This is a genomic window from Nocardioides sp. Z13_37 (genome assembly GCF_058355585.1).
The window spans coordinates 12,943-33,803 of sequence record NZ_JBZGDV010000003.1; the positions used below are offsets into that span (position 1 = coordinate 12,943).

Sequence of the window (20,861 nt, forward strand, 5' to 3'; positions counted from 1 at the left end):
CTATTCCCAGCGGAAGAGCTTCGCAGCGGTGGCGCTCGCGGCCACTGCGATGCCCGCCATTATGGCGATCTGCAGCCAGAAGGGCTGTCCACCGGCCGTGGCGGTGACCTCGCCCGCCTCGGCGGACCAGGCCGTGGTGAGAGCCTGCAGCCCCGGCGGAATGAACTCGCCGACCTCTCGCAGCACGTCGGGCATGAGCACCCGGGGCAGGAAGGCGCCACCGAAGAACATCAGCGCCACGAACAGGAGCGTGCCGGTCTGGTTCGCCGCACTGCCCGTGCGGACCACGGCCGCGGACAGCATGCCGAGCCCGAGGAGTGCCGCATAGCCCACGACGAAGGCCACGAGGAACTGCAGCGGCCGCTCGGGCGGCGAGATGTCAAGCACCGCCCACGCGAGGAGGATCATGAGCGCCGCGGACACGACCACAGAGGCGAACGCGACGAGCATCTGGGCGAGCAGCACGGTGCGCGGATGGGCCGGAGTGGTCGACAGCCGGCGCAGGATGCCGCGCTCGCGATACGTCGCGATCACGACCGGAACGTGCTGCACGGCGATCATGACCATCCCGAACACCAGCGCGGTCGGCGCCCACACGTCGATCGACCGGAGGCCGCCGGTGTCCGGCGACGTCTCCCTCAGCGTCGGGACGGCACCCAGACCCAGGAGGAGTCCCGTCGGGAACAGCACGCCGAAGATGACCGTGGCGGAGTCACGAAGGAACAGCCTCGCCTCGATCTCCACGACCTTCTGAAGAGACGGCATCAGTCGACCTCCCCGGTGAGATGTTCGGACGATCTCCGGGCACGGCCCGTGAAGGAGACGAACGCGTCGTCGAGGTTGCGCTGGTCGGCGCGGAGGTCCTGCGCCACGACCCGCGCGCGGGCGAGAGCCGCCACGACGCTGCTCAGGAGCTCTCCCCTGCCGGTGACCAGCCACCGGTCGTCGACCACCTCGACACCGGTCACGTCGGGAAGCTCGGTCAGGACGCTCTCGTCCAGCGGCTGACTCAGGCGGAACCGGACCTGCTGCACCCCGCTCGCCTGCGAGATCAACTCGGCCGGCGTGTCCACTGCAGCGACCCGGCCACGGTCGATGACGGCGATGCGGTCACAGAGACGCTGGGCCTCATCCATGAAGTGCGTGACCAGCAGGATGGTGACGCCCGTGTCGCGCACCCGCTCGATGAGACTCCAGGTGTCACGCCTGGCCTGCGGGTCCAGACCCGTCGTGAGCTCGTCGAGGATCGCGACCTTCGGGTTGCCCACCAGCGCGAGCGCGACCGAGAGTCGCTGCTTCTGCCCGCCCGAGAGCGCCTTGTACTGCGTGTCGCGCTTCTCCGTGAGGCCCAGGAGGTCCATGAGCTCGCGCCAGTCGGCGGGGTCGCGGTAGAAGGAGCTGTAGAGGGCGAGCGCCTCGGACACCTTGATCGCGTCAGGGAAGCTGCTCTCCTGCAGCTGCACGCCCAGTCGTTCACGCACCTCGGCCCGGTCCTTGATCGGGTCGAGCCCCAGCACGGAGACCGAGCCGGAGTCGGGCGTCCGCAACCCGGCGATGCACTCGACGGTCGTCGTCTTGCCGGCGCCGTTGGGCCCGATGATGCCGAAGATCTCCCCCTCGTCGACCGTGAAGGAGACGTCATCGACGGCGACGTGCTGGCCGTAGCGCTTGTGCAGATGTCGTACGTCAAGTGCCACCATGCCGCCAAGCTACGGGCGCACCACGATCCGCCACATCGACCATTGCGGCTGGGCTCCGGTTGATCCGCGCCTCCACCGTTCGGTGGATGGGGCTGCTGCACGAATAGGTGAGGTGGAGTCCAGCGCGCTGCATGAGCAGTTCGAGCTGGCCGTGCCCGACCGCGACACCGTGGCCGAGAGTGAGCTCGGCGTGGGCACGACGACCGCCGTAGATGCCGCGGGATCCGATGTGGATCTGGGTGATCAGGTCCGTCCGCCAAGCGTGTCTCCCGGCCCGTTCGGAGGGCGCTCGCTTCAGACGTTCGTAGTAACCCGGCAGTGCGCCGCGCCGACGGCAGACTCGAGCGCCTCGACCGCGAGCTGAGCGGTCATCGGGGGAGTCGACGGAGTAGCCGACGATGCGTTTGGACCACACGACTTTGACCGCGCAGATGTAGAGCTTCCCGACCGCGGTGGGGTGGTCGGAGATGTCGGTGAGCCGCAGCTGGTTCGGGCCGGGTGCGGTGAACTCGCGGCGGACCAGGTCGTCGTGGGCGGGTGCACCGGGCAGGCCCCTACTTCCCGCGTCGCTTCTTGCCGAACACGCGCCACCACTCGTTGGCCGAGCAGTTCTTCCACACGGTCCGTTCACTGACCTGTTGCCCGGCGTCGGTGCCCTCGTCGAACAACAGCCGGTAGCCGACCTCGGGGTGCTCGCGGCGGGCGTGGAAGATCGCGTTCGCGAGGTAGGCCTCCTCGAGCTCGCTGTCGGTGATCGGGCAGGCGAGCCAGGCGTAGTAGTGCTGGCGGTGGAGCTTGAGCACCCGGCACGCAGTTCGCGGGACTCGTCCGTGGTGACTCCGGGCTTCACGCCCCGTCGCCCCGTTCTGTGGAACGCGTATGCTCACGCATGTACCGATCGGTACGTCCACGCGATCTGCGAATTGAGGAAGCTTCATGCCTCGTTCCATGAGTGGCGTCACGCCGCCGACCATGGACCAAGCCCGGGCGGTGCTCGAGGCTCAGCCATTCAGCAAGCTGTTGGGCGCGACCCTGTCGCAGTTCGGGGACGGTCGCGCGACCATCGACATCCCTCTCCGGCTCGAGCACTTGCAACAGGGTGGCATCGCGCACGGCGGCTTGCTGGCCTACGGAGCCGACAACGCCATGACCTTTGCGGGAGGCTCGGCCCTCGGCCCAGACGTCCTGACCGGTTCCATGTCTGTCGAGTACGTCGCGCCGGCCAAGGGTGACCTGATCCGAGCAGAGGCCTGGGTGGCCTACGTCGACGGACGCCGGGCTGTGTGCCATTGCACGGTCCTGGTGCAGCGCGACGGCGACTGGCACGTGTGCGCGATCGGCCAAGGCGTCATCAAGGCGCGTTCGTAGGCGGCGCCCCGAGCCGGACCCGGCCGGTCCTCACCTGGTGGACGTCCCGCACCGCTTGCGCTGATCGCAGGCATGAGCGAGGACGTCGCGCGGGTCCGCCGGATCCTGGCGGGCGTACCGCCTGTCGATGGCCGTCAGTAGGCCAGGTTCATCACCATGATGCCCGCCACGATGATGCCCGCCCCCGAAAGAGTGCGTGCACCTGCCTTCTCGCGCAGAAAGACGACGCCGATGACGGCAGCGAAGACGATGCTCGTCTCACGAAGGGCGGCGGCAACGGCGAGCGGACCCAGCGTCTGCGCCCAGATCATGAGACCGTACGACGCGGAGCTCAGGGCGCCGACGGCTGTCGCCAGCAGCCAGGGACCCTCGCGCCAGAGTCGGCTCGTCGTGATGCTGCTCGAGCCCAGGACGAGGGCGAGCGTGAGCAGCCCCTGGCCTACGGAGAGGTAGCCGATAAACCCCAGCACCGAGTCGGAGGCTCGCACACCGACCCCGTCTACCACGGTGTAGCTGGCGATCAGCAGGCCGACGGCGAGGGCGAGTGCGAGTCCGCGGAGGTTTGCCCGGGCCAGGGAGACCTTCGCGCTGACGATCATCAGCAGCCCGGTGATGACGAGGCCGAAGCCCGCGAGCTCTCCGGGCGTTAGCTTGTCGCGTGCCAAGGCATAGGCCGCGGCTGCGACGACGACGGGGGAGAGGCCTCTGGACAGCGGGTAGAGCGCGGAGAACTCGGCCAGGTCGTTGAGCCGCATCAGGGCGATCGTGTAGACGACGTGGAGGAGCACCGAGGCGACGAGAAGGGGGATGGCCTCGCTGTCGACCACAGGATGGAGGACCACCAGCACCGCCCCGACGAACACGGTGATGGCGGACATGCAGGCGAAGCCCAGCGCTTGCTCGCGGAAGCGGTAGGCGATCGCGGACCATGTGGCATGCAGCAGGGCAGACCCCAAGGCCGCCACACCGAAGAGCAGACTCATCTCAAGGGCCGGTCCCTTGGGGTACTGGCACACGGGGGCGAGAACGCGGGAGCGCACGAACCATACGGTTCGTACGCGGAGCGGACAGTCCGACCTGGGTGTCGTGGACGCCACACGCCCCCTGGGCCAGCGCCACCACCGGAGCGATCACAGAGCCTGCCATCGCGAAACTCACAGTCTCGCGGACCGTTACTGCATGCAGCTCGGCGAAGACGCAGCGGAGTGCCTCGACTGCGCGGAGTCCCCCGGAGATGCCGCCCCAGCTGACGAAGCCGACGGGCATGGCACGCCATTCGTCGCGAACCGCGTCGATGGCCTCTTCGAGCGGACCGGGGAACGAGTGGTTGTACTCCGGGGTCACCACCACGACTGCGTCCGCCTGCGTGAGCGACGGGGCAAGGGAGCCGCGGCCTCGGCGGCATCCTGTCGTCCGTGGTGGGCACGTCCGTCGGCTCAGCTGTCGCGATCGGTGAACCATGGACCGGGCGCTCGTCTCGTCTGGACGTGCCACTGCAGAGGCTCTCGCGCTGTGACACCACGGTCGTGCCAAGGGCCGGCGCGTTAACCACTTAGCCCATGGGGTGGTCGGCGAGAGCCTGACGGATGCCCCCTCGGACGGCCCGCCCGGCAGGGGATCCGGGCTTCCGCGCAGCTTGACGATCGAAGCTGGCAGCGAAGTCGGACGCGATCGTCAGTCGCGGATACGCGACGACGAGATCGCGGAGGAAACCGTCGTCCCAGAGCTCTCCGCCGCGGCCAGCGATGTCGTACGACGTGGCGATCTCAAGCAAGTGGCCTTCTGGATCCTCGTCCGGATCGACCTCCGGCGACATGTGGCGCACGATGACCTGCCCGAGCCGGACTCGCCGCGTTGGTGGCCATCCGGCGCCGGCCGCGAAGACCCACGCCAGTTCGCCTCCGGCATGCTCGAACGGCAGCGTGTGCGAGTCGAAGGGCGCCGTCAATCCGATGTCGTGCAGCATCGCAGCGACGTACAAGAGCTCCTCGTCGACCTCCATGCCACGCTGACGACCAGCGGCGGCAGCGAGGAAGAACGAACGCGCACAGTGATTGAACAACGCAGTGGAGCAGTACTTCCGAGCCACCTCCACGCTGGCTCGTGCAGCTGAGGAGTCGACATGGTTCAGATGCAGGTCCATCAGTGCCCTTCCGTTGACCAACGCCGCGGTCCTACGTTGACCGTCACGAGCGGAACGCGCCGGCATGGTGAGCCGCCGCTTCGCGACACGCGTGGCCCAAGTCGGTCAACGTACCAGATGGTACGTTTGGCCCTGGAGCAACTGGTCGGTACGTGCGCTGCCGCATGACCCTTCGAGGTAGGGACCGCGGCGAAGAGCGTTCGCCCAGGAACTGGAGTCTCCGGCCTAGCCGGGGCGGTTCACACCGTGCTCGAGCCAGGGTCCTGCTGTCGCATTGGCGTACTACCCCTGACGCTGCTCCTTGGGGCAGGGGCATGGATGCTTCCGGTCTGACGGCCGTGGGGGGCATCGGAAGGACGCGTGGCGGCTTGGAATGTACGCCGATAGGCTGCCGGGCTGATCCCCACCGAGGCGTGGAACCGTCGCCGCAGATTGGTCGCCGTCGACAAGCCCACTCGGCTTGCGATGGTGTCGACCGTGAGGTTGGTTCCCTCGAGTAGAGCTCTAGCAGCGTTGATGCGCTGGGCGAGGATCCACCGACCCGGGCTCACACCCAGCTGATCTACGAAACGGCGCGACAAGGTGCGAGCAGAGGTGTGGGATCGGCCTGCCAGCACTTCGACAGACAGGTCAGAACTCAGGTGGGCGGTAGCCCACTCCAGCAGGGGGCCCAGCGTGGCGGTCTCAGTCTCCCGCATCTCCGGCCCAGTCCGGTACTGCAGTTGACCGCCTTCACGATGTGGCGGCATCACCATGTGACGTGCAACCTGGGATGCGTATGCGGCACCGAAGTCGTGACGCACCAGTTCCAGGCACAAGTCGATTCCAGCGGCCGTACCGGCACTGGTCGCGACGTCGGGGTGGGACACGTACAGGGCGTCGATTCGGAGGTCCACCTCAGGGTGCAAGCGGCGGAAGTCCTGTTCCATGCGCCAGTGCAGGGTGGCGGATCGTCCAGTCAAGAGCCCTGCCTGGGCTAGCAGGAAGGCACCTGAGCAGATGGACACGATTCGCGCCCCACGCTCATGAGCTCTTCGGAGGGCGAGCAGGACGTCGGGGTGTGCAGGTTTCTCATACTCCACGTAGCCGGTGACGACGACCGTCTCTGCTTGCTCCAGGCGTTCGAGGCCGAACGCCACGCTGAGCTCACCGCCGCCGACTATCGGAACGAGACCTGGCGTGCGGGTGCAGACACTCCAGCTGTAGTGGCTCGGGACTTCCGGTCTCGCGGTACCAAAGACTTCGCCGGCGGCGGCCAACTCGAAGAGCGACTGCGGGCCGGTCGCCAGGGCAACTACGCGGTGCAGCATGGCTGCAAAGTACCCCTAGGTGACCTTTCGGTCATGCCGACGGCGCTATGGGGTCGCATAGCGTTCGTGTGTGACCAATTTCCAGACCGTGAACATCGACGACATTGCCCCGGTGGAGGTTGCACCTGGGATCCTGCGACGCCCATTGCCAACAACGGACCAGGCGCGTGCCTGGCTCATCGACTTCGGCCCCGGCACTCAGTGGCCCGTCGTGGATGTTCACGACGGCGAGGAGCGGTACTTCGTCATCGAAGGTGAGTTCATCGACGGCGATGCCGTACTGGGCCCGGGTTCGTACGTCGTACTGGCAAAGGGCTCCTCGCACCAGCCTCGATCGGAGCTGGGTGGTCGCATGCTGGGCATCAACATCATCGAGAAGTAGCCGCCCCGCCGGGCGAATGGTCCTGGGTGCGCTCGCGCGACCCGCATGCGCGGCGGCGTGCGATCACCACGCCATCGCACGGGCGCGTCATGCCGGAGGCAGGCCACCTGCTCGTTGCGAAGACCGCTTCGACCGCCAGCGGCTTGGTTCGGAGCCCGCGATGCCCCGTGCTCCATCGAGGCGCGACGCGGTGGCCACGGTGCGCGGCACCTGTTCGACGGCATACCGAAGGACGCGTTGCGGCGCTCGGCGGTGTTACCCACCAGCAGTCCACGACTTTCCACCGGGACATCCGGCCCGGCCCCACCACACGCACTCGGAAGGAATTCCGCTCGCGATGACCCACCTGGCTCTCGATCTGACCTACCCGCTCACCACCGAGCGCCTTCGGTCGCGACCCCTCGACCGGATTGCAGACGTAGCTCCCTACCACGCCTACGGGTCGCTCACCGAGGTGTGTCGCTACCCCCGGATCGAGCCAGTGACGCTCGAGCGGGTGGTTGAACGCTTCGCCGACCCTGAGCGCACGCGCAGGTCCCGGGCGCTGCTCGATCACGAGTGGCGGGCGCGCCGTGCCGAGCAACGACAGGTTCGCGGCTGATGGACGATCGCCAGCGGCGACGGCTGGCTGACTGCCTGGCGGTGGGAGACGTCTGTGGTGCCGCTGCGGTGCTGGGCCATCTTCATGTGCTCGTAGGGACGGTGGTGGAAGGCGACCGTCGCGGCCGCCTCTTGGGGTACCCGACGGCGAACCTTTCGGCCGAGGGCACGAGGGGCGCGCCGGCCGACGGCGTCTACGCTGGCTGGCTGACGCTTCGTGACACTGGGGAGCGCCTGCCGGCCGCGATCTCCGTCGGGACCAATCCCACCTTCCCGGGCGAGCGGAGCCGTCGCGTGGAGTCGTATGTGCTCGATCGCGTGGACCTGGACCTGTATGGAGCGCCCGTCGAGGTCGCCTTTGTCGACCGTGTGCGCGACACCGAGACCTTCCCGGACGTCGCAGCGCTGATCGCGGCTATGGGCGAGGACGTCGACCGGGTCCGCCGGATCCTGCGGGCGTACCACTTGTCGGTGGCCGTCAGTGGACCAGGTTCACCATCATGAGCGCAGGACTGGTCGAAGACCTGGAAAGCGATCCACGACCAGTCCCCGGGCCCGCTCCGGCGCCCTCTGGTGGGAATGTCGTACGTCCGTCGCGGTCCTCGACCAACAACGGCCAACCGTGTCAGCTCGGAGTCGGCCGCATCAGGGAGGCAATCGATGACTGCGCTACCGCCACTTGGCGTGTGGGCATCCACGCCGCGCACCGTCAGGGTGGGGGCGTTGGTCCCGCTCAGTCGGCCCGGCTGGATCGAGGCGGGTCGCCATCTGCTGGCCGGCCTCGAGCTGGGCGCAGAGATGGTGAACGCCGCTGGCGGGGTTGATGGACGGCCCTTGGAGCTGATCGTCCGTGACACTGCCGCCGACCCTGCCCGAGCGAGTGCCATGGTGGACGAGCTGCACGAGTTGGGTGCCGTGGCCTTGGTGGGGGAGTACCACAGCGTCGCTGCCAGAGCCGCCGCATGCCGGGCCGACGTACTCGAACTCCCCTTCCTGTGCTCTTCGGCAGTGATCGATGAACTCACCGATCAGCCGGGGAGTCGCGTCGCGCGCCTGGCCCCGGCGCAGTCCTATGGTTGGCGGGTCTACGGCGACTTCCTGCGGAACGCCGGGCACCGTCGAGTCGCCTTGATCCGAGAGTCCAGTGACTACTGGGCTGCCGGCGCACGAGTTCTGAGTGAGTATCTGACTCCGCAGGAAGTCACCGTCCATGAGATCGATGCGCACGCGAACGACTCGTCGGAGCTATGTGATCTTGTCCTTCGCAGTGGCGTGTCCGCGGTCCTGCTCCTTGTGGGCTACGAAGAACCATCAGTGGCTATCGTGCGAGCACTCCGGGCGGACGCACGACTCGCTCATCTCGTGATTGGGGCTCCTGCCGGTCAGCCCGAATTTGCGTCCTGGCACAGAGAACTAGGTGAACAGGGCAGCGCCATCCCATTTCTGCGCTACCTGCCGGACCGCTTGGGGCCCCTCGGTCGCCGCGTGCAGGTGATCTTGACCGAGCGGTTGTCCGAGCCGCCCCTCTTCACGGCTTTTGAGGGATACGACACGACAGCGGTGCTAGGAGAAGCTCTGCGGTCGGCACGAGGCGTAGCAAGCGTCCACCGCATCGTTTGGTCAGCCGTCGAGGTGGCAGGCACTCGCGGTGCCATCCACTTCTCACGCCCGACAGGTGTCGGCGTGTGGCAGTGGGCGTGGGCGCCGGTGCAGGTGGTCGACAGAGATCCACTCGCACCTCATCGCTTCCGCGTTCTGCACACGGCTTGACCACGTGCGATGAGCTGCGACCCAAGGACCGCCGCCCATGACGCGACCGGTCATGCCGGCGGCGCAGTCCCATGACACCCACAGGTCACCGGGGCGCGGTTCGTGCGCGGTTCCCCATGAGAGCTGTGCAAGCGTCGTTGTTGTACCAGTCGACCCAGCCGGCGGTGGCGTACTCGACGTCACCGATAGTCCGGTAGGGGCCGCTGTGGAAGACCGTGGCGCGGACCCACTGGGTCCTGTGAAGCCCGATCACGCACTCCATCAGCGCGTTGTCGTACGCATCGGCCACTGACCCGATCGAAGGGCGGATGCGCTCCTCGGCGAGGTGCTCAGTGAACGTGATGGACGTGTATCGCGAGCCCGCGTCCGCGTGACCGATCAGCTCGCCTCGCACAACGGGTGACCCTCGCGGACGCGCTGTCACAACGCCATCCGCAGGGGAACGTCGACCAGTTCGACAGCCTTGGTGGGCGCGACGTTCCAGGCGACGATCCTCTGCGCGAGCACGTCGACGATGAACGCGACGCAGACGAAGCCTGCAGTCCTGCGAACTCGAGCCGCTTGTTCACGGGGTCCTCCGCCGCACGTTGATGGCCGCTCCATCCTCGGGGACGTGGCCTGGCGCCGTCGAGCCATCATCCGGGTGCCGCACGAGCGCGGCCCGGCGCCTCGATCGCCCGGCGACCGTGGGCGGTCGCAGGACGATGAAGATGCTCGTGGTGAGCACGGCGAGGCCAACCCCTAAGAAGCCGAAGCTGATGGAGGTGCGCTCGATCGGAGGTCCCACGAGCAGCGGTGACAGGAACTGCCCGAGGAAGAGGGCCGTTGCGGAGAGGGCCATCGCCCGTCCGCGTGCTGTGGCCGGAACCGCGTCGCTCAGCAGGATGGTGAGAGCTGGCAAGGTCACTCCGAAGCCTGCTCCAAAGAGACCAGCGGCCGCCACGAGCAGAAGGGGACTCGACACACTCGCGAGCACGAGTAGCCCGCACCCGATGACGGCGTAGCCGCCCGCCAGGACCGGAACGAGGCCGATCCGGCGTCGGAGCCGGGCGAACGCGAGTGCCGTGATGCTCATCGCGGTCGACATGAACGCCGTCGAGGCCGCCGCGACGAGGGGAGATCCTGCGCCGAGCTCGTGAAGGCGGAGCGGGACGAAGACGATGACGACATAGAGGACGGCTGACCCCAGGGCGAACAGGCAGCACAGACTGACGAGAACTCTCGGATGGCTCAGTGGTGCACGGGAGGTCCGGATGGGTGGCGCCGCCTCCTTCGAGGGAAGGAGGAGCCACGTGGCCAGCGCCAGCGGCAGGGCGACGAGGTAGACGACGAAGGGTGCCCACCATCCTGCGGTGGCGACGATCCCTCCCACGAGCGGGCACAGGACGCCTCCCAGACTCGTGGCCGTGGACCGCCAGCCCATGGCTCGGTCCTGAGCCTCGCGTGGGACGGCGTCCAGCAGAGCGACGGTCGTGGCGACGAACACTGCCGCCGCCCCGGCACCGAAGAGCAGGCGCGTGAAGAGCAGCGCCTCGAAGCTCTGGGCGAGCGCACCTCCTCCGCCGGCCAGTCCGTACCAGACCAGACCCAGGCTGAGTGGTACGCGCGGGCCATGCCGGTCCACCAGGCGCCCCACCACCGGGCTGGCCGCGGCCAGGGACAGCGCGTGCACTGTGAGGAGCAGGCCCACCCGGGTGTCGGAGACGCCGAACTCTCCTTGAACCAAGGCCACGACGGGAGCGATCACAGCGCCTGCCATCACGGTCAGCGTGGACCCCAGGAGCAGCACGACGAGCGATGCAGACGCCGTCCCGGTGGGGTCATCCGAGGTAGGCACTGACCAGCCTTCCGGCACGAACGGCGCCGGCCCACCACTCGAGCTGGTCAAGGAGGCGATCGGCTGCCGCCGCTGGGCCTGCGGACGGCGACGGCGCGCCGTCGCCGTCGCCGTCGCCGTCGAAGGCATCCCATGCCATCGAAAAGCTGACGGTCTCGCGGACCGTCACTGCGTGGAGCTCGGCGAACACGCAACGCAGTGCCTCGACGGCACGGAGTCCGCCAGAAATGCCGCCGTAGCTGACGAAGCCGACGGGCATGGCGTGCCACTCCTCCCGGACCGAGTCGATCGCCCCTTTGAGGGGACCGGGGAACGAGTGGTTGTACTCAGGGGTCACGACCACGACAGCGTCCGCCGGCGTGAGCGACGTAGCAAGATCCGCGTTGCCTGAACGGACGTCGCGGAGATCGAGATCAGTCACCTCGAAGCTCTCGCGACGGCTGGCATGGCGGGAGACCCACGCGGCCACTGTGGGTCCCATCCGACCGGTTCGCACGCTGCCTGTGAGGACCAGAAGGCGAGTTCGCGTGGACGAAGAAGGACGAGGGACGCTACCTGGCGGTGCGGTATGGGGAGACGACATCGAGTGCATGCAGGGGACGCTAGGACCTCAACTCATGTTGAGGTCAAGCGTGAAAGCCATCGGCGCGACGTACTGCGACGGCGGATCACACCCGACTCCTCCGGTCTCGCAGGTTCACACGTGACGCGGGCATCTCCACCTTCGAGACCAGTGGGTTTCGACGCGGGTCAGATTCCGGTGACGCCTCTGGGCTGCGTCGACGTGTGCACGACACGGGACGCGCATGCGAGTCAGCATCTGCCAGCGATGCGTCGGTAGTGCGCCCTCGACTTCTCTCGCGCTCCGCACATCTTCATGGAGCACCAGCGCCGGCTGCCGTTGCGGCTGGTGTCCAGGAAGAGCCATCGGCACGACGGGCACGTGCCCAAGCGCTCGGCCGGGGCGTTGGTCAACACCTCCACAGCTGAAGCGCTGACACGCGCGAGCAGGGCATCTGGGCCGGCGTCGCTCCAGCGAAGCCCCACACCTGAACTTGTCGATGCCAGGTGCGCCCACGCCAGCCCAGTGCGGTAGCCGGACCACACGACGTCGAGATCACCGTCTTCGGGGGCGCGGAACGCGATCCTCGCGTCGATGGATCGCGTGATCGCCTCGCGAAGCTGGACCGCAGTCTGCATCCACCCCTCTGTGACGTCACGCGGCTCCAGTCGATGCGCCACGGCGGCGGCCCACTCAACCGCCGTCGACGCTTCGCGCAGCGAGTCGCGGGTCGGGTTCGGCCGCACGTTGACGGTGTTGGCGAAGTCCAGGCACAACGCGTTGCCGACGAGTACAAGCACAGGCGTACCTTACCGCCGAATGTGGCTTGACAGGTTGGATCGGTCACGGCAAGACTTGACCAGTCATAGGTGTTTGAAAGGTTAGTAATGGGCCGCATCGGCGGACTGGGTTCATCGTTCAATCGACTGTGGGCCGCAACGGGAGCCGCAAATCTCGCCGACGGAATGGTCCTGTTCCTGCTTCCAGTCCTAGCGCTGCAGACCGGCGCCGGCGCCGGGGGAGTGGCGGCGGTGACGGCCGCCCTCACGGCTGCATGGCCGGTGTTCGGGCTTCACGCGGGCTGGCTGGTGGACAGAGTGCCGCGCGCTGCTCTCTTCGTCAGCGTGAACCTTGCGCGAGCGCTCACGCTTGCAGCGCTTTCGGCGCTCTCCTTCGCCGGAGGGCTGCACCTGTGGATCCTGATTGCGGCAGCCGCCATCCTGGGCGCCGCTGAGACACTGATCGACACGGCACTGACGTCAAGTGTCCCTAGGGTGGTGGAACCCACCGAGCTTGGGCGCGCCAACGGTCGCGTCGAGGCGACCATCAACACAACCAACCAGCTGATGGGCCCAGCGCTGGCGGCGCTCGTCGCTCTCGGGAGTCTCGTAGGCGTCGCTGGACTCAGTGGCGTGCTCTACGGACTCGCCGCGATAGCGGTGGTTCATCGCACCACGCGTCGTCGACTCGACACAGCAACGGACAGGTCAAGCGCACCGCGGTCCCTCCTGCGGGCGAAGGGCCTCCTCGACGGTCTGCGTTTCGTTTGGAACGAGCCTGTTATCAGGACGCTGACACTCTTCACCGCCGGCATGAACATCGTCTGGGGCGCCGTCACCGCGCTGCTCGTCGTCTACGTCTCGCATCCGGAGCACCTAGGGCTCAGTGCGACGTCCTACGGGATGCTCCTGACCGGCATGGCGGTCGGCGGCATTCTTGCATCGGTTCTCACCGACTGGCTGAGCACGCGGATCCACGCGGGAAACCTGCTCTTGCTGGACTGCGTTGGCACCGCCATGCTCGCGCTTCCTATGGCGCTCGGTGGCGGGATCGCAGTCGTCGCGGTCGGGGTGGTCGTCGCAGGTGCCGGATCGAGCGTGTGGCGAATCATCGTTACGACGATCCGACAGCGACTGACACCTCAAGATCAGCTTGGACGTGTCTATGCAGCGTCGCGGACGGTCAGTTGGGGCGTCTTGCCCGTCTCTGCGGCCTTCGCCGGCCTCGCGGCTGAGGCCTGGGGTGTGCGCGTTGTGTTTGCCGCTGCCACGGTGTGGGCTGTCGGTCTCACGGTGCGATTCGCCGGGAGACGGGGGAGCTTGGCGCTAGACGCTACTGGTGATCACGCGGCCGACGGCTCAGATGAGATTCCGGGCGGTCCGGAGCGTGGCCTGCTACTGGAGTAGCAGGCAGTGCACTCGCCGATGCGGCGACGTCGTTCCCACAGCAATGAACTGACCGCGGTCAAGTCCCGGATAGTGGTGTGACGCAGCGTGCTCCTTGGTGAGGGGTCAGGCGGTCAATGTGGGCAGGTCGTCGGCTCCGATCTCGGGTTCGGCGGTGGGCACGAGGTTCATGCGTGAGCGGGCGAGGACGTCGAGTCCGAGGTAGCGGCGGCCTTCGGTCCCTTCGTCGGCTTGCTCGGCCAGAACGGCGCCGACGAGGCGGACGACGGCGTCGCGATCGGGGAAGATCTGGGCGTGGACCGCGGCGGCGTCGGGCTGGTCGTAGACCGAGTGCAGCATCGCTTTCACCCCGGGCGGCATCGCCTTCGGGGTGACGCCCATCAGGTTGAAGGCGTAGTGGGTGTGGCAGCGCTGCCAGGCGGCGCCGGCCCGGTTGGTTGCGATCGCTTCTCGTAGGCCGGCGTGGGCATCGGAGGTCACCAACCGGACACCGGACAGGCCGCGGGCGACGAGGTCGGCGAGAAGCTCGTTCCACGCTGCCCCGGTTTCAGCGGTGGCTACGCGCATCCCGAGCACTTCTCGGTGGCCATTGCCGTTGACTCCGGTGGCCAGCAGCGCTACCGCGTTGATGACGCGGCCGCCTTCGCGGACCTTCATCGTGAGCGCGTCGGCGGTGACGAATGTGAACGGGCCCGCGTCGGTGAGGGGGCGGTGGCGGAAGTCCTCGACGATCGAGTCCAGGCCAGCTGCCATCCTGCTGACTTGGGACTTCGAGAGTCAGTGGCCGCCTGGTCACTGGCCCCCTCTGCAGGCAAGAAGCAGCCGTGATGAGTGCCCCCATGCTTGCCTACCAACCGCATCCATCCGCGTGCGAACCGCTCGAAGCACAGCCGAACCGACCACTGACTCCCGCGCATGTGTTTCGTCTGCCGAAGTCGGAGAACCAACCGCACCCGGTGCAGCGGGCGGCCGTACGGCCCTCGTCATGGGGCCATGAGCGGCGAGGGTCACGGCCCAGGGGATTCCGGGGCGCCGTATGAACGCGTGACGGTACATACTCGCACCCGGTAGTCGAGGTACCAGGCGTTACGGCCTCGTTGTTGAGCAATGATGTGCTCCGCTACCCCTTTCCACGACGCGGCGGCCGAATCGGTAGTCCAGTATGAGACGGTGATTCCTAGCGTCTCCCGAGCTGACTCCATCCCTAGATAGCCCGGTTGCTGTGACGCTAGAACGCCCATCCGCGAGGCCATCGCCGCATAGCCGTTGTCACCGTGGCTTCGGACTGACGTGAAGATGACGGCCGTGTATGGGGGTTCTGGAGTCTGCGCGAGAATCGCAGGAGAATCTGGCATCTCTACTCCGCTCACAGGTCATTGGTAGAAGCACCCGAATGGTCGATGCGACCGGACAAGCTCTTCGCGGCACCCCGGCTCGGTAGCCAGAAGGTGCGCCACGGTGTGGGCCTCTGATCGCCGGTCGGGGTGCAGAGCCGGAGCGCGCTCCGGGCCCAGCCGACACCACGGTGTCGGCCTGGAGGACGGACGATTGGTCCCCGCGCGAACTCGTCGGCCGTGACGTACGTGATGCCGTTGGGCTCCGCGCTCCGGCAGAACGTGTCAGGGACCGAGCAAACAAGAGCCATCGCCTTTCGAGCAGTCTTCAACGGCGTTTCACGACGAGATGGCGCACTGCCGCACGGCGCTGTACCATACGGTACATGACAGGCAGCAGTCGGACAATGGCGCCGGTAGCGCCCGGTGCGCGCAGCACGTACCGGCAGCGTGGCCACCAGACAGCATCGGGAGGCGCCCGCCTGGGACGGACGGCTGGTGCGTCGTGTTCGGCCGAGACCGGGTCCGGGTTTGAGGACGAACCTCACAACCACGGATTCTCCGCCGAGGCGCGGGTGGGCCGCGGGCTCGCAGTGCCCACGATCCGCGCTCAGGATGGGGGACGAACCTATGGGACCGGGTGACAAGACGAGAGAAGGGGCTCACAGCGAGGCGCTCGTGGCGTCATACCTGGGCGCGTGGAACGACGCCGATGTTGATTCCCGTCTCGTCGCGTTGACTGTCTGCTGGGACGCGTCCGCCATCTACATGGACCCGGCCATCGCCATTCGCGGGCGACGGGAGCTGGCGGCTCACATCTCGGAGGTCCAGCGCGTGCTACCGGACTCGCAGCTGGAGATCGACGGTCCAGTCCAATCGCACAACAACGTGATCATGTTTCGCTGGCGACGAGTGCTCCCTGGTAGTCGAATCGGCCGCATGGGCACGGACTTCTGCGAAGTCGGTGGGCACGGGAAGCTGACCCGCGTTGTGGGATTCTTCTGAACGGTGGCCACCCGCTTTGAGTGGGGTGACGTGGCGCGGTCCCGACGTCAGGAGCCGGACGTAGGTTGCGGCGTGGGTTCGTCCGATGCCCATGTGGTGCCGCCGGCCGTTGTGTCGCAGGGTGACGGTCCCGACCAACCTTGCATTCGACACCGGCCAGCATGAGGTTTCCTATGTCTTGAGACATGGGTTTCCGATGTCCTGAGCCAGCACACTGTCACCCCGACCGAGAGAACCGCAGGTTAGGGGCCGTTCCGGACAACCGGGACGGCCTCTTTCCATCCCTCCGGATCGGTCTGCCAGCACCTTGCCAGCAGTTCGTGCGCCCGGCTGCGACCCCCGCCACAACTATTGGTGTGGCCGGCGCGTCCCACGGGTCCGTTGATACGCACCACATCTACGGGGGAATGATGCACAGGACCACTCTGACAGTCGCCGGCCTGCTGGGCTTGGCCATGCTCGCGCCGGTGGCCATCCTCGGCAACCCGGCCGCAGCGGCGGTCGAGACCTGCCGGGGCGAGCCCGCAACGATCGTCGGGACCGACCCGACCCTCACCGGCACCGAGGGCCGGGACGTGATCGTCACGGGCCCCGCGACGACCGTGTCGGCTCTTGGCGGCGACGACCTCATCTGCGTCACGACCATCGGCCAGACCACCGTGGATGCAGGTCAGGGCGACGATGTCGTGGTGGTCGGCCACCTGGCAAACCATGCCGAGCTCGTGGGCGGGGCAGGCCGGGACGTGGTCGTGGTCGACTTCACGCAGGATGCGGCAGCGTCGATCGACATGGCCGCAGGCACCATCCGCGAGGTCGGCCAGAACATCGACAAGACGATCGGTCTCTCCTCCTTCGAGGCTGCTGACGTCGCGACGACGTGGCCCGGCGGGTCCGGCGAACCGGGCCCAGCTCCGTGGACTACCGAGGGACCGACGGCGACGACGAGGTGACCTTCCGCTTCGACACGTTCGCCTCCGCCCCGCAGGTCACCGTGGAGACGTACGGCGGTGACGACGAGATCCGTTTCACCGACACGCTCCCGCATTCGGATCACGCCAGGCCCCGTATCGACGCCGGCAGCGGCAAGGACCGACTGGTCTTCGCCAGCCCCAACGGTGCGCTCGACCTCAACCTCGCACGGGGAGCGCTGCGCAGCGACCGGGTCTACGGCGAGAACGGTGAGTACTCAGAGGTCGTGCTCACGACCGTGACTGGTGTCGAGGATGCGCTCCTGATGGCACCAGAGGTGACGCTCGCCGGCAACAGGAACGACAACGAGCTGTCGGGCAACGGTTGCTACGTGAAGGTGCGCGGCGGAGCCGGTCACGACCACCTCGCGACGGTGTCGGGTGACCAGGTGTGGGACCGGTTCGACTACGGCTGCACGCCCACCTCGACGATGGCCGGCGGACCCGGCAAAGACCTCCTGACTGGCAGCGCCGGGAAGGACAAGCTTCGCGGCAGCGGCGGCAACGACCGCCTTCAGGGCCGCCGCGGCGAGGACGTGCTCCTCGGGGACGCGGCAGGGACTTTGCCGACGGCGGCGAGGGTCGCGACCACTGCAAGGCCGAGCGCTACAGGCAATGCGAGCGCTGAGGTCCACACCGAGCACGTCCCATTCCGGTTCCTGGGCGCGACCGAGCCATTGACATCCAGCGCGCATCTCGGCAGACCGGATGTTGCTGTGTCAGCGACGTCACGAGGTGCGACCAACTCATCGCCAGGCGAAAGGGTGAGCCCCCCCTTGGGGTCCAGACGTTTCGCCGCCCCTCCAACAGGTGTGGCGGACAAGCAGCAGGGCCCCGGCGCCATGGCGTGGCGCCGGGGCCCTGCTGGGTGAGAGGAGAACTCTCCCGCGGAACTCCTCTCAGACGGTGGGCGCGGCCCACCGGTCCTCGGTCCGTCCCCGAAGGAGGTTGTCGCGCCCGAGCCTTCGGGGAGATTCCCCGAAGCCCGGACGTGATGACCGGTGTCAGTTGTTGATGGTCCCGTTGTCCACGGTGATGCTGGTGTTGGGGACACAGAGCGCCCAGACGGTCAGCGTGCTGGTGTACTCACCGTTGCCCAGGACGATCCAGCCGTCGAGGCGACCCGGACGCGGGGTGCCGGTGTCCCAGTTCATGCGACCGGGGAACGACGAGTTCACCACGAAGCCGTCGTCCTGCGTGTCCACGTTGCCGCCCTGCACGCCGCCCGCGATGGCGGTGTAGGTCTGGGAGACCGTCGGGTCGTCGTCACACGCCACGGTGGCCGATCCGCCACCGCCGTTGGTGTAGGTCAGCGTGCGGTACGTCGCACCGACGAGCGCGTTGCCGGGGTCACCCTTGGCACCGTCCTTGCCATCCGCGCCCTTGGGGCCGACCGGGCCGCGCTCACCCTTGGCGGAGGCGGTGAACTTCTCGACCGCGCCGGGGGCGATGTCCTTCACCTTGATCGAGCCGTCACGGATGTCCTTGCTGCCGATGAGGTCACCGGCGACTGCGCCGCCCGTGCCACCGATGACGAGCGCTCCCGCGAGGAGGAGGCCGGTGATGATGTTGCGCTTGTGCATGTCTTGCCCTTCAGTTGTTGGCTTGCGTGTTGCGAATCGTGGGGAACGGCTCAGTGGCCGTTCCGGTCCCAAGAGAGGGTTCCCCGGGTGTTGGCGCGCCAAGTCGGGTTGCCGACACCGGTTGTGTTGCCCTCGGGTCTCTCCGGTGCAACGAGCCAGGACCGTGATGGTCACGCTCGTACGGGGCTCAATCCGAGCCCCCGCACGAGCGCACTGTCCGAAATGGGCGCGACCCCAGTCTCCTGGTGGAGCCGGGGCTTGTCTTTACTTTCGAGGAAGAGGGTCGAACGTGCTTCGTCCAGAGGTCGGGGGCGGATGGGCTTCCCCTCGATGTCGTCGCCGATCTTGCGGACCACCTGCAGCACCGCCACGCACAGGTTCGCCCCGGCGACGGTGAGTCCGGCCAGTGCGTCGACCGCGTTCGCGGCCCTCGAGATGTACCCGGCCATCAGGTTGGTGACTGCTGGGCGCTGACTCTCACGGCCGCGGCGTGTTGGGCGGGAAGAGAAGGGTGAGGGCGGCCAGGCGTCGGTCGTGTGCGTGGATGGCTTGCTCAGCGATGGACCGCGCCGCTGGGTTGGCGCCAGGGATCATCTCGGCGCTGCCGTGATCGCGGCGAGCTGGTCGGTCTGCTCGGCCAGCGCCAGACGAGCCAGCTCACGCACATGGTGGCTGCGCCCGGAGATGGCGGTGCCCCGGCTCGCGGTCATGATCGGCCCGAGCGCGTCGCGCGCCTCCTCGAGGTAGCGGACGTCCGATGCGTTGCCGTGTGGGCGCCTCCTCTCGGAAGGCATCGCAGCGGTCGTCGCCGACGTCGTGCCTGACGGCGTCCTGGAGGTCGTCTCGGGGGCGGAAGCGGAGCTGGAAGCTGGGTACGAAGCCGACATGATGTTCTTCCTGCTGGTAGGTGGTGCGGGGACGGGCGGGCACGGGTTCGGGCTAGACCCCGGTCGGAAGGTCGTCCTGGCTTGATCGCTCGTGCGGAGGGGCCAGGGAGGGCAGCGCGGCCAGGGCTTCGAGGTCCCGGATGACGGCCCACGGGGTCGAGGCCGGCGTTGCTCGGAGTACGTCGAGCAGGCTGTCGACCGAGTCGGAGACGGTGAAGGCCTGGCCCGCGTGTCTCCGTACGTCGGGAGCCACCGGTCCGAGGAGCTGCGCGGTGGCAATGCCTTGAGCCAGCGCCTCGGGTTCGTGGCGAGCATCTGCTCGATGATCGCGCCCTGGGGCTTGTCGGACCCGGCGCGGGTGACGGTGACCGACATCTGCGGACGTTCGAACAGGTCGGTGTGCAGTATGGAGAGCAGGGTGAAGATCCCCTTCTCCGGCGCCAGCCGGCCGGCGTACAGCACCCGCGTGGGGCCGGAGTGGTCCGGACGGGCCTGGACGGCGAACGCCGGCTCCGCGAACGGATAGACCACGTGCACGGTCTCGAGGCTGACGTCGAGGAAGTCCGACCACAGCCTCGCGGCGAAGCGACTGGTGGCGATCAGCGTCCGGTCGCGGGTCCCGGCGGTCACCGCCAGCCGCTCATGGTCGCGGAGCGGGGGAGGCACGTGGAGGATCTGGTAGGCCGGGTGTCGCGTCGCCACGGGTGCGCGTCGCTGACGAAGACCAGGGTGTCGTCGAGACGACTCACCTCGCCCAGGGTTGCGACGGAGTGGAACGGCACGTCGTCGAAGTCGTCACGGCCGTCGGACTCCCCGACACCCACCGTCAACACGCGCGCGTCGGGGCCACGCCGGTTGGGCTCACGGACCTGGCGGACCGTGACGTTCTCAGAGCCTCCGGTGCCCGCCGGCAACCCCTTGCCGGGCGACCAGACGAACGAGATCACAGAGGGCCGAAGGAACAGCAAGACCGTGAGTGCAGAAGAGACCGTGCCGTGCTCGGGCGCGAGGTCATCGGTCACCACCCGCCGTCGCTGCGGGCTCCAGTTGCCAGTGCGTCCCGGAACCGGGGCATCGGCCCACCACCTGCAGTTGTGCGATGAGCCTATCGGAGGGGTGGCGGCGCGCTCACACGATCGGCGAGCTGCGGCAGTCTCGCGGTGGGACGCCACGGCCGGACACCGGGCCGCGGCAGGAGGCCTCGGTGACCCCGGCGGGCCGCAGCC

General features: G+C 67.7%; 24 protein-coding genes and 2 pseudogenes. 9 read left to right on the forward strand and 17 right to left on the reverse strand.

Features of this window, described 5'->3' with window-relative positions; genetic code table 11:
- Genes AC4H2S_RS09690 through AC4H2S_RS09705 form a run of 4 tightly spaced genes read right to left on the reverse strand, consistent with a single transcriptional unit; the run spans position 1 to position 2,503 of the window.
- Positions 1 to 744 carry an ABC transporter permease gene (locus tag AC4H2S_RS09690; protein ID WP_491496769.1) on the reverse strand — a complete coding sequence of 248 codons (744 nt, stop codon included), beginning with the start codon at positions 742 to 744 and terminating at the stop codon, positions 1 to 3.
- Positions 745 to 764: 20 nt separating this feature from the next.
- Positions 765 to 1,700, reverse strand: a complete 936-nt coding sequence (locus AC4H2S_RS09695; protein ID WP_491496770.1) for an ABC transporter ATP-binding protein — start codon at positions 1,698 to 1,700, stop codon at positions 765 to 767.
- A complete protein-coding gene (locus AC4H2S_RS09700) occupies positions 1,687 to 2,331 on the reverse strand; it encodes an IS3 family transposase (RefSeq protein ID WP_491496771.1) in 645 nt (214 codons plus the stop codon). The genes AC4H2S_RS09695 and AC4H2S_RS09700 overlap by 14 nt, the downstream gene beginning before the upstream one ends.
- On the reverse strand, positions 2,255 to 2,503 hold the full coding sequence (locus tag AC4H2S_RS09705) for a hypothetical protein (RefSeq protein ID WP_491496772.1): 249 nt from the start codon (positions 2,501 to 2,503) through the stop codon (positions 2,255 to 2,257). The genes AC4H2S_RS09700 and AC4H2S_RS09705 overlap by 77 nt, the downstream gene beginning before the upstream one ends.
- Before the next feature lie 145 nt (positions 2,504 to 2,648).
- Between AC4H2S_RS09705 and AC4H2S_RS09710 the strand changes: the two genes are divergently transcribed.
- On the forward strand, positions 2,649 to 3,068 hold the full coding sequence (locus AC4H2S_RS09710; protein WP_491496773.1) for a PaaI family thioesterase: 420 nt from the start codon (positions 2,649 to 2,651) through the stop codon (positions 3,066 to 3,068).
- Positions 3,069 to 3,202: 134 nt separating this feature from the next.
- Here the strand turns inward: AC4H2S_RS09710 and AC4H2S_RS09715 are convergent, their stop codons facing one another.
- The 4 genes from AC4H2S_RS09715 to AC4H2S_RS09730 form a co-directional block, all read right to left on the reverse strand.
- A complete protein-coding gene (locus tag AC4H2S_RS09715) occupies positions 3,203 to 4,051 on the reverse strand; it encodes an EamA family transporter (RefSeq protein ID WP_491496774.1) in 849 nt (282 codons plus the stop codon).
- 1 nt (position 4,052) lies between these two features.
- A complete protein-coding gene (locus AC4H2S_RS09720) occupies positions 4,053 to 4,529 on the reverse strand; it encodes an NADPH-dependent FMN reductase (RefSeq protein ID WP_491496775.1) in 477 nt (158 codons plus the stop codon).
- Positions 4,530 to 4,620: 91 nt separating this feature from the next.
- On the reverse strand, positions 4,621 to 5,211 hold the full coding sequence (locus AC4H2S_RS09725; protein WP_491496776.1) for an HD domain-containing protein: 591 nt from the start codon (positions 5,209 to 5,211) through the stop codon (positions 4,621 to 4,623).
- 239 nt (positions 5,212 to 5,450) lie between these two features.
- Complete coding sequence (locus AC4H2S_RS09730; protein WP_491496777.1) at positions 5,451 to 6,521, reverse strand: GlxA family transcriptional regulator; 1,071 nt, start codon at positions 6,519 to 6,521, stop codon at positions 5,451 to 5,453.
- A 70-nt stretch (positions 6,522 to 6,591) separates the two neighbouring features.
- Between AC4H2S_RS09730 and AC4H2S_RS09735 the strand changes: the two genes are divergently transcribed.
- The 4 genes from AC4H2S_RS09735 (at position 6,592) to AC4H2S_RS09750 (ending at position 9,273) form a co-directional block, all read left to right on the forward strand.
- Entirely contained in the window at positions 6,592 to 6,903 is a 312-nt protein-coding gene (locus AC4H2S_RS09735; protein WP_491496778.1) for a cupin domain-containing protein, read from the forward strand.
- Positions 6,904 to 7,240: 337 nt separating this feature from the next.
- Entirely contained in the window at positions 7,241 to 7,504 is a 264-nt protein-coding gene (locus AC4H2S_RS09740) for a hypothetical protein (protein ID WP_491496779.1), read from the forward strand.
- Positions 7,504 to 8,007, forward strand: coding sequence for a riboflavin kinase (locus AC4H2S_RS09745; RefSeq protein ID WP_491496780.1), 504 nt, complete (start codon positions 7,504 to 7,506; stop codon positions 8,005 to 8,007). The genes AC4H2S_RS09740 and AC4H2S_RS09745 overlap by 1 nt, the downstream gene beginning before the upstream one ends.
- Before the next feature lie 180 nt (positions 8,008 to 8,187).
- Positions 8,188 to 9,273, forward strand: coding sequence for an ABC transporter substrate-binding protein (locus tag AC4H2S_RS09750; RefSeq protein WP_491496781.1), 1,086 nt, complete (start codon positions 8,188 to 8,190; stop codon positions 9,271 to 9,273).
- 113 nt (positions 9,274 to 9,386) lie between these two features.
- On the opposite strand, the pseudogene AC4H2S_RS09755 reads toward AC4H2S_RS09750, so the two are convergent.
- From AC4H2S_RS09755 to AC4H2S_RS09770, 4 genes and pseudogenes are all read right to left on the reverse strand, one after another.
- Positions 9,387 to 9,825 (reverse strand): annotated as a pseudogene (locus tag AC4H2S_RS09755) (integrase core domain-containing protein); the annotation flags it as partial.
- Positions 9,826 to 9,838: 13 nt separating this feature from the next.
- Positions 9,839 to 11,128 carry an MFS transporter gene (locus AC4H2S_RS09760; RefSeq protein WP_491496782.1) on the reverse strand — a complete coding sequence of 430 codons (1,290 nt, stop codon included), beginning with the start codon at positions 11,126 to 11,128 and terminating at the stop codon, positions 9,839 to 9,841.
- Positions 11,094 to 11,624 carry an NADPH-dependent FMN reductase gene (locus AC4H2S_RS09765; protein ID WP_491497071.1) on the reverse strand — a complete coding sequence of 177 codons (531 nt, stop codon included), beginning with the start codon at positions 11,622 to 11,624 and terminating at the stop codon, positions 11,094 to 11,096. Before AC4H2S_RS09765 ends, AC4H2S_RS09760 begins: the two co-directional genes overlap by 35 nt.
- Positions 11,625 to 11,923: 299 nt before the next feature.
- Positions 11,924 to 12,472, reverse strand: a complete 549-nt coding sequence (locus tag AC4H2S_RS09770) for a CGNR zinc finger domain-containing protein (protein ID WP_491496783.1) — start codon at positions 12,470 to 12,472, stop codon at positions 11,924 to 11,926.
- Between the two features lie 87 nt (positions 12,473 to 12,559).
- Here AC4H2S_RS09770 and AC4H2S_RS09775 point away from each other — a divergent pair, with 87 nt between their 5' ends.
- Complete coding sequence (locus tag AC4H2S_RS09775) at positions 12,560 to 13,858, forward strand: MFS transporter (RefSeq protein ID WP_491496784.1); 1,299 nt, start codon at positions 12,560 to 12,562, stop codon at positions 13,856 to 13,858.
- Between the two features lie 105 nt (positions 13,859 to 13,963).
- Here the strand turns inward: AC4H2S_RS09775 and AC4H2S_RS09780 are convergent.
- Positions 13,964 to 14,635, reverse strand: a pseudogene (locus tag AC4H2S_RS09780) (transposase); the annotation flags it as partial.
- Positions 14,636 to 15,870: 1,235 nt separating this feature from the next.
- On the opposite strand from AC4H2S_RS09780, the gene AC4H2S_RS09785 reads away from it, so the two are divergent.
- From AC4H2S_RS09785 to AC4H2S_RS09795, 3 genes are all read left to right on the forward strand, one after another.
- On the forward strand, positions 15,871 to 16,197 hold the full coding sequence (locus AC4H2S_RS09785; RefSeq protein WP_491496785.1) for a nuclear transport factor 2 family protein: 327 nt from the start codon (positions 15,871 to 15,873) through the stop codon (positions 16,195 to 16,197).
- A gap of 467 nt (positions 16,198 to 16,664) precedes the next feature.
- Positions 16,665 to 17,147 carry a hypothetical protein gene (locus tag AC4H2S_RS09790; protein WP_491496786.1) on the forward strand — a complete coding sequence of 161 codons (483 nt, stop codon included), beginning with the start codon at positions 16,665 to 16,667 and terminating at the stop codon, positions 17,145 to 17,147.
- Entirely contained in the window at positions 17,111 to 18,037 is a 927-nt protein-coding gene (locus AC4H2S_RS09795; RefSeq protein WP_491496787.1) for a hypothetical protein, read from the forward strand. The genes AC4H2S_RS09790 and AC4H2S_RS09795 overlap by 37 nt, the downstream gene beginning before the upstream one ends.
- A 132-nt stretch (positions 18,038 to 18,169) precedes the next feature.
- On the opposite strand, the gene AC4H2S_RS09800 is transcribed toward AC4H2S_RS09795, so the two are convergent.
- From AC4H2S_RS09800 to AC4H2S_RS09815, 4 genes are all read right to left on the reverse strand, one after another.
- Entirely contained in the window at positions 18,170 to 18,748 is a 579-nt protein-coding gene (locus AC4H2S_RS09800) for a hypothetical protein (RefSeq protein WP_491496788.1), read from the reverse strand.
- A 170-nt stretch (positions 18,749 to 18,918) separates the two neighbouring features.
- On the reverse strand, positions 18,919 to 19,197 hold the full coding sequence (locus AC4H2S_RS09805; RefSeq protein WP_491496789.1) for a hypothetical protein: 279 nt from the start codon (positions 19,195 to 19,197) through the stop codon (positions 18,919 to 18,921).
- Between the two features lie 141 nt (positions 19,198 to 19,338).
- Positions 19,339 to 20,265: a hypothetical protein gene (locus AC4H2S_RS09810; protein ID WP_491496790.1), complete on the reverse strand. Its 927-nt coding sequence runs from the start codon at positions 20,263 to 20,265 to the stop codon at positions 19,339 to 19,341.
- Complete coding sequence (locus AC4H2S_RS09815) at positions 20,262 to 20,657, reverse strand: hypothetical protein (protein WP_491496791.1); 396 nt, start codon at positions 20,655 to 20,657, stop codon at positions 20,262 to 20,264. Before AC4H2S_RS09815 ends, AC4H2S_RS09810 begins: the two co-directional genes overlap by 4 nt.
- Between the last annotated feature and the right edge of the window lie 204 nt (positions 20,658 to 20,861).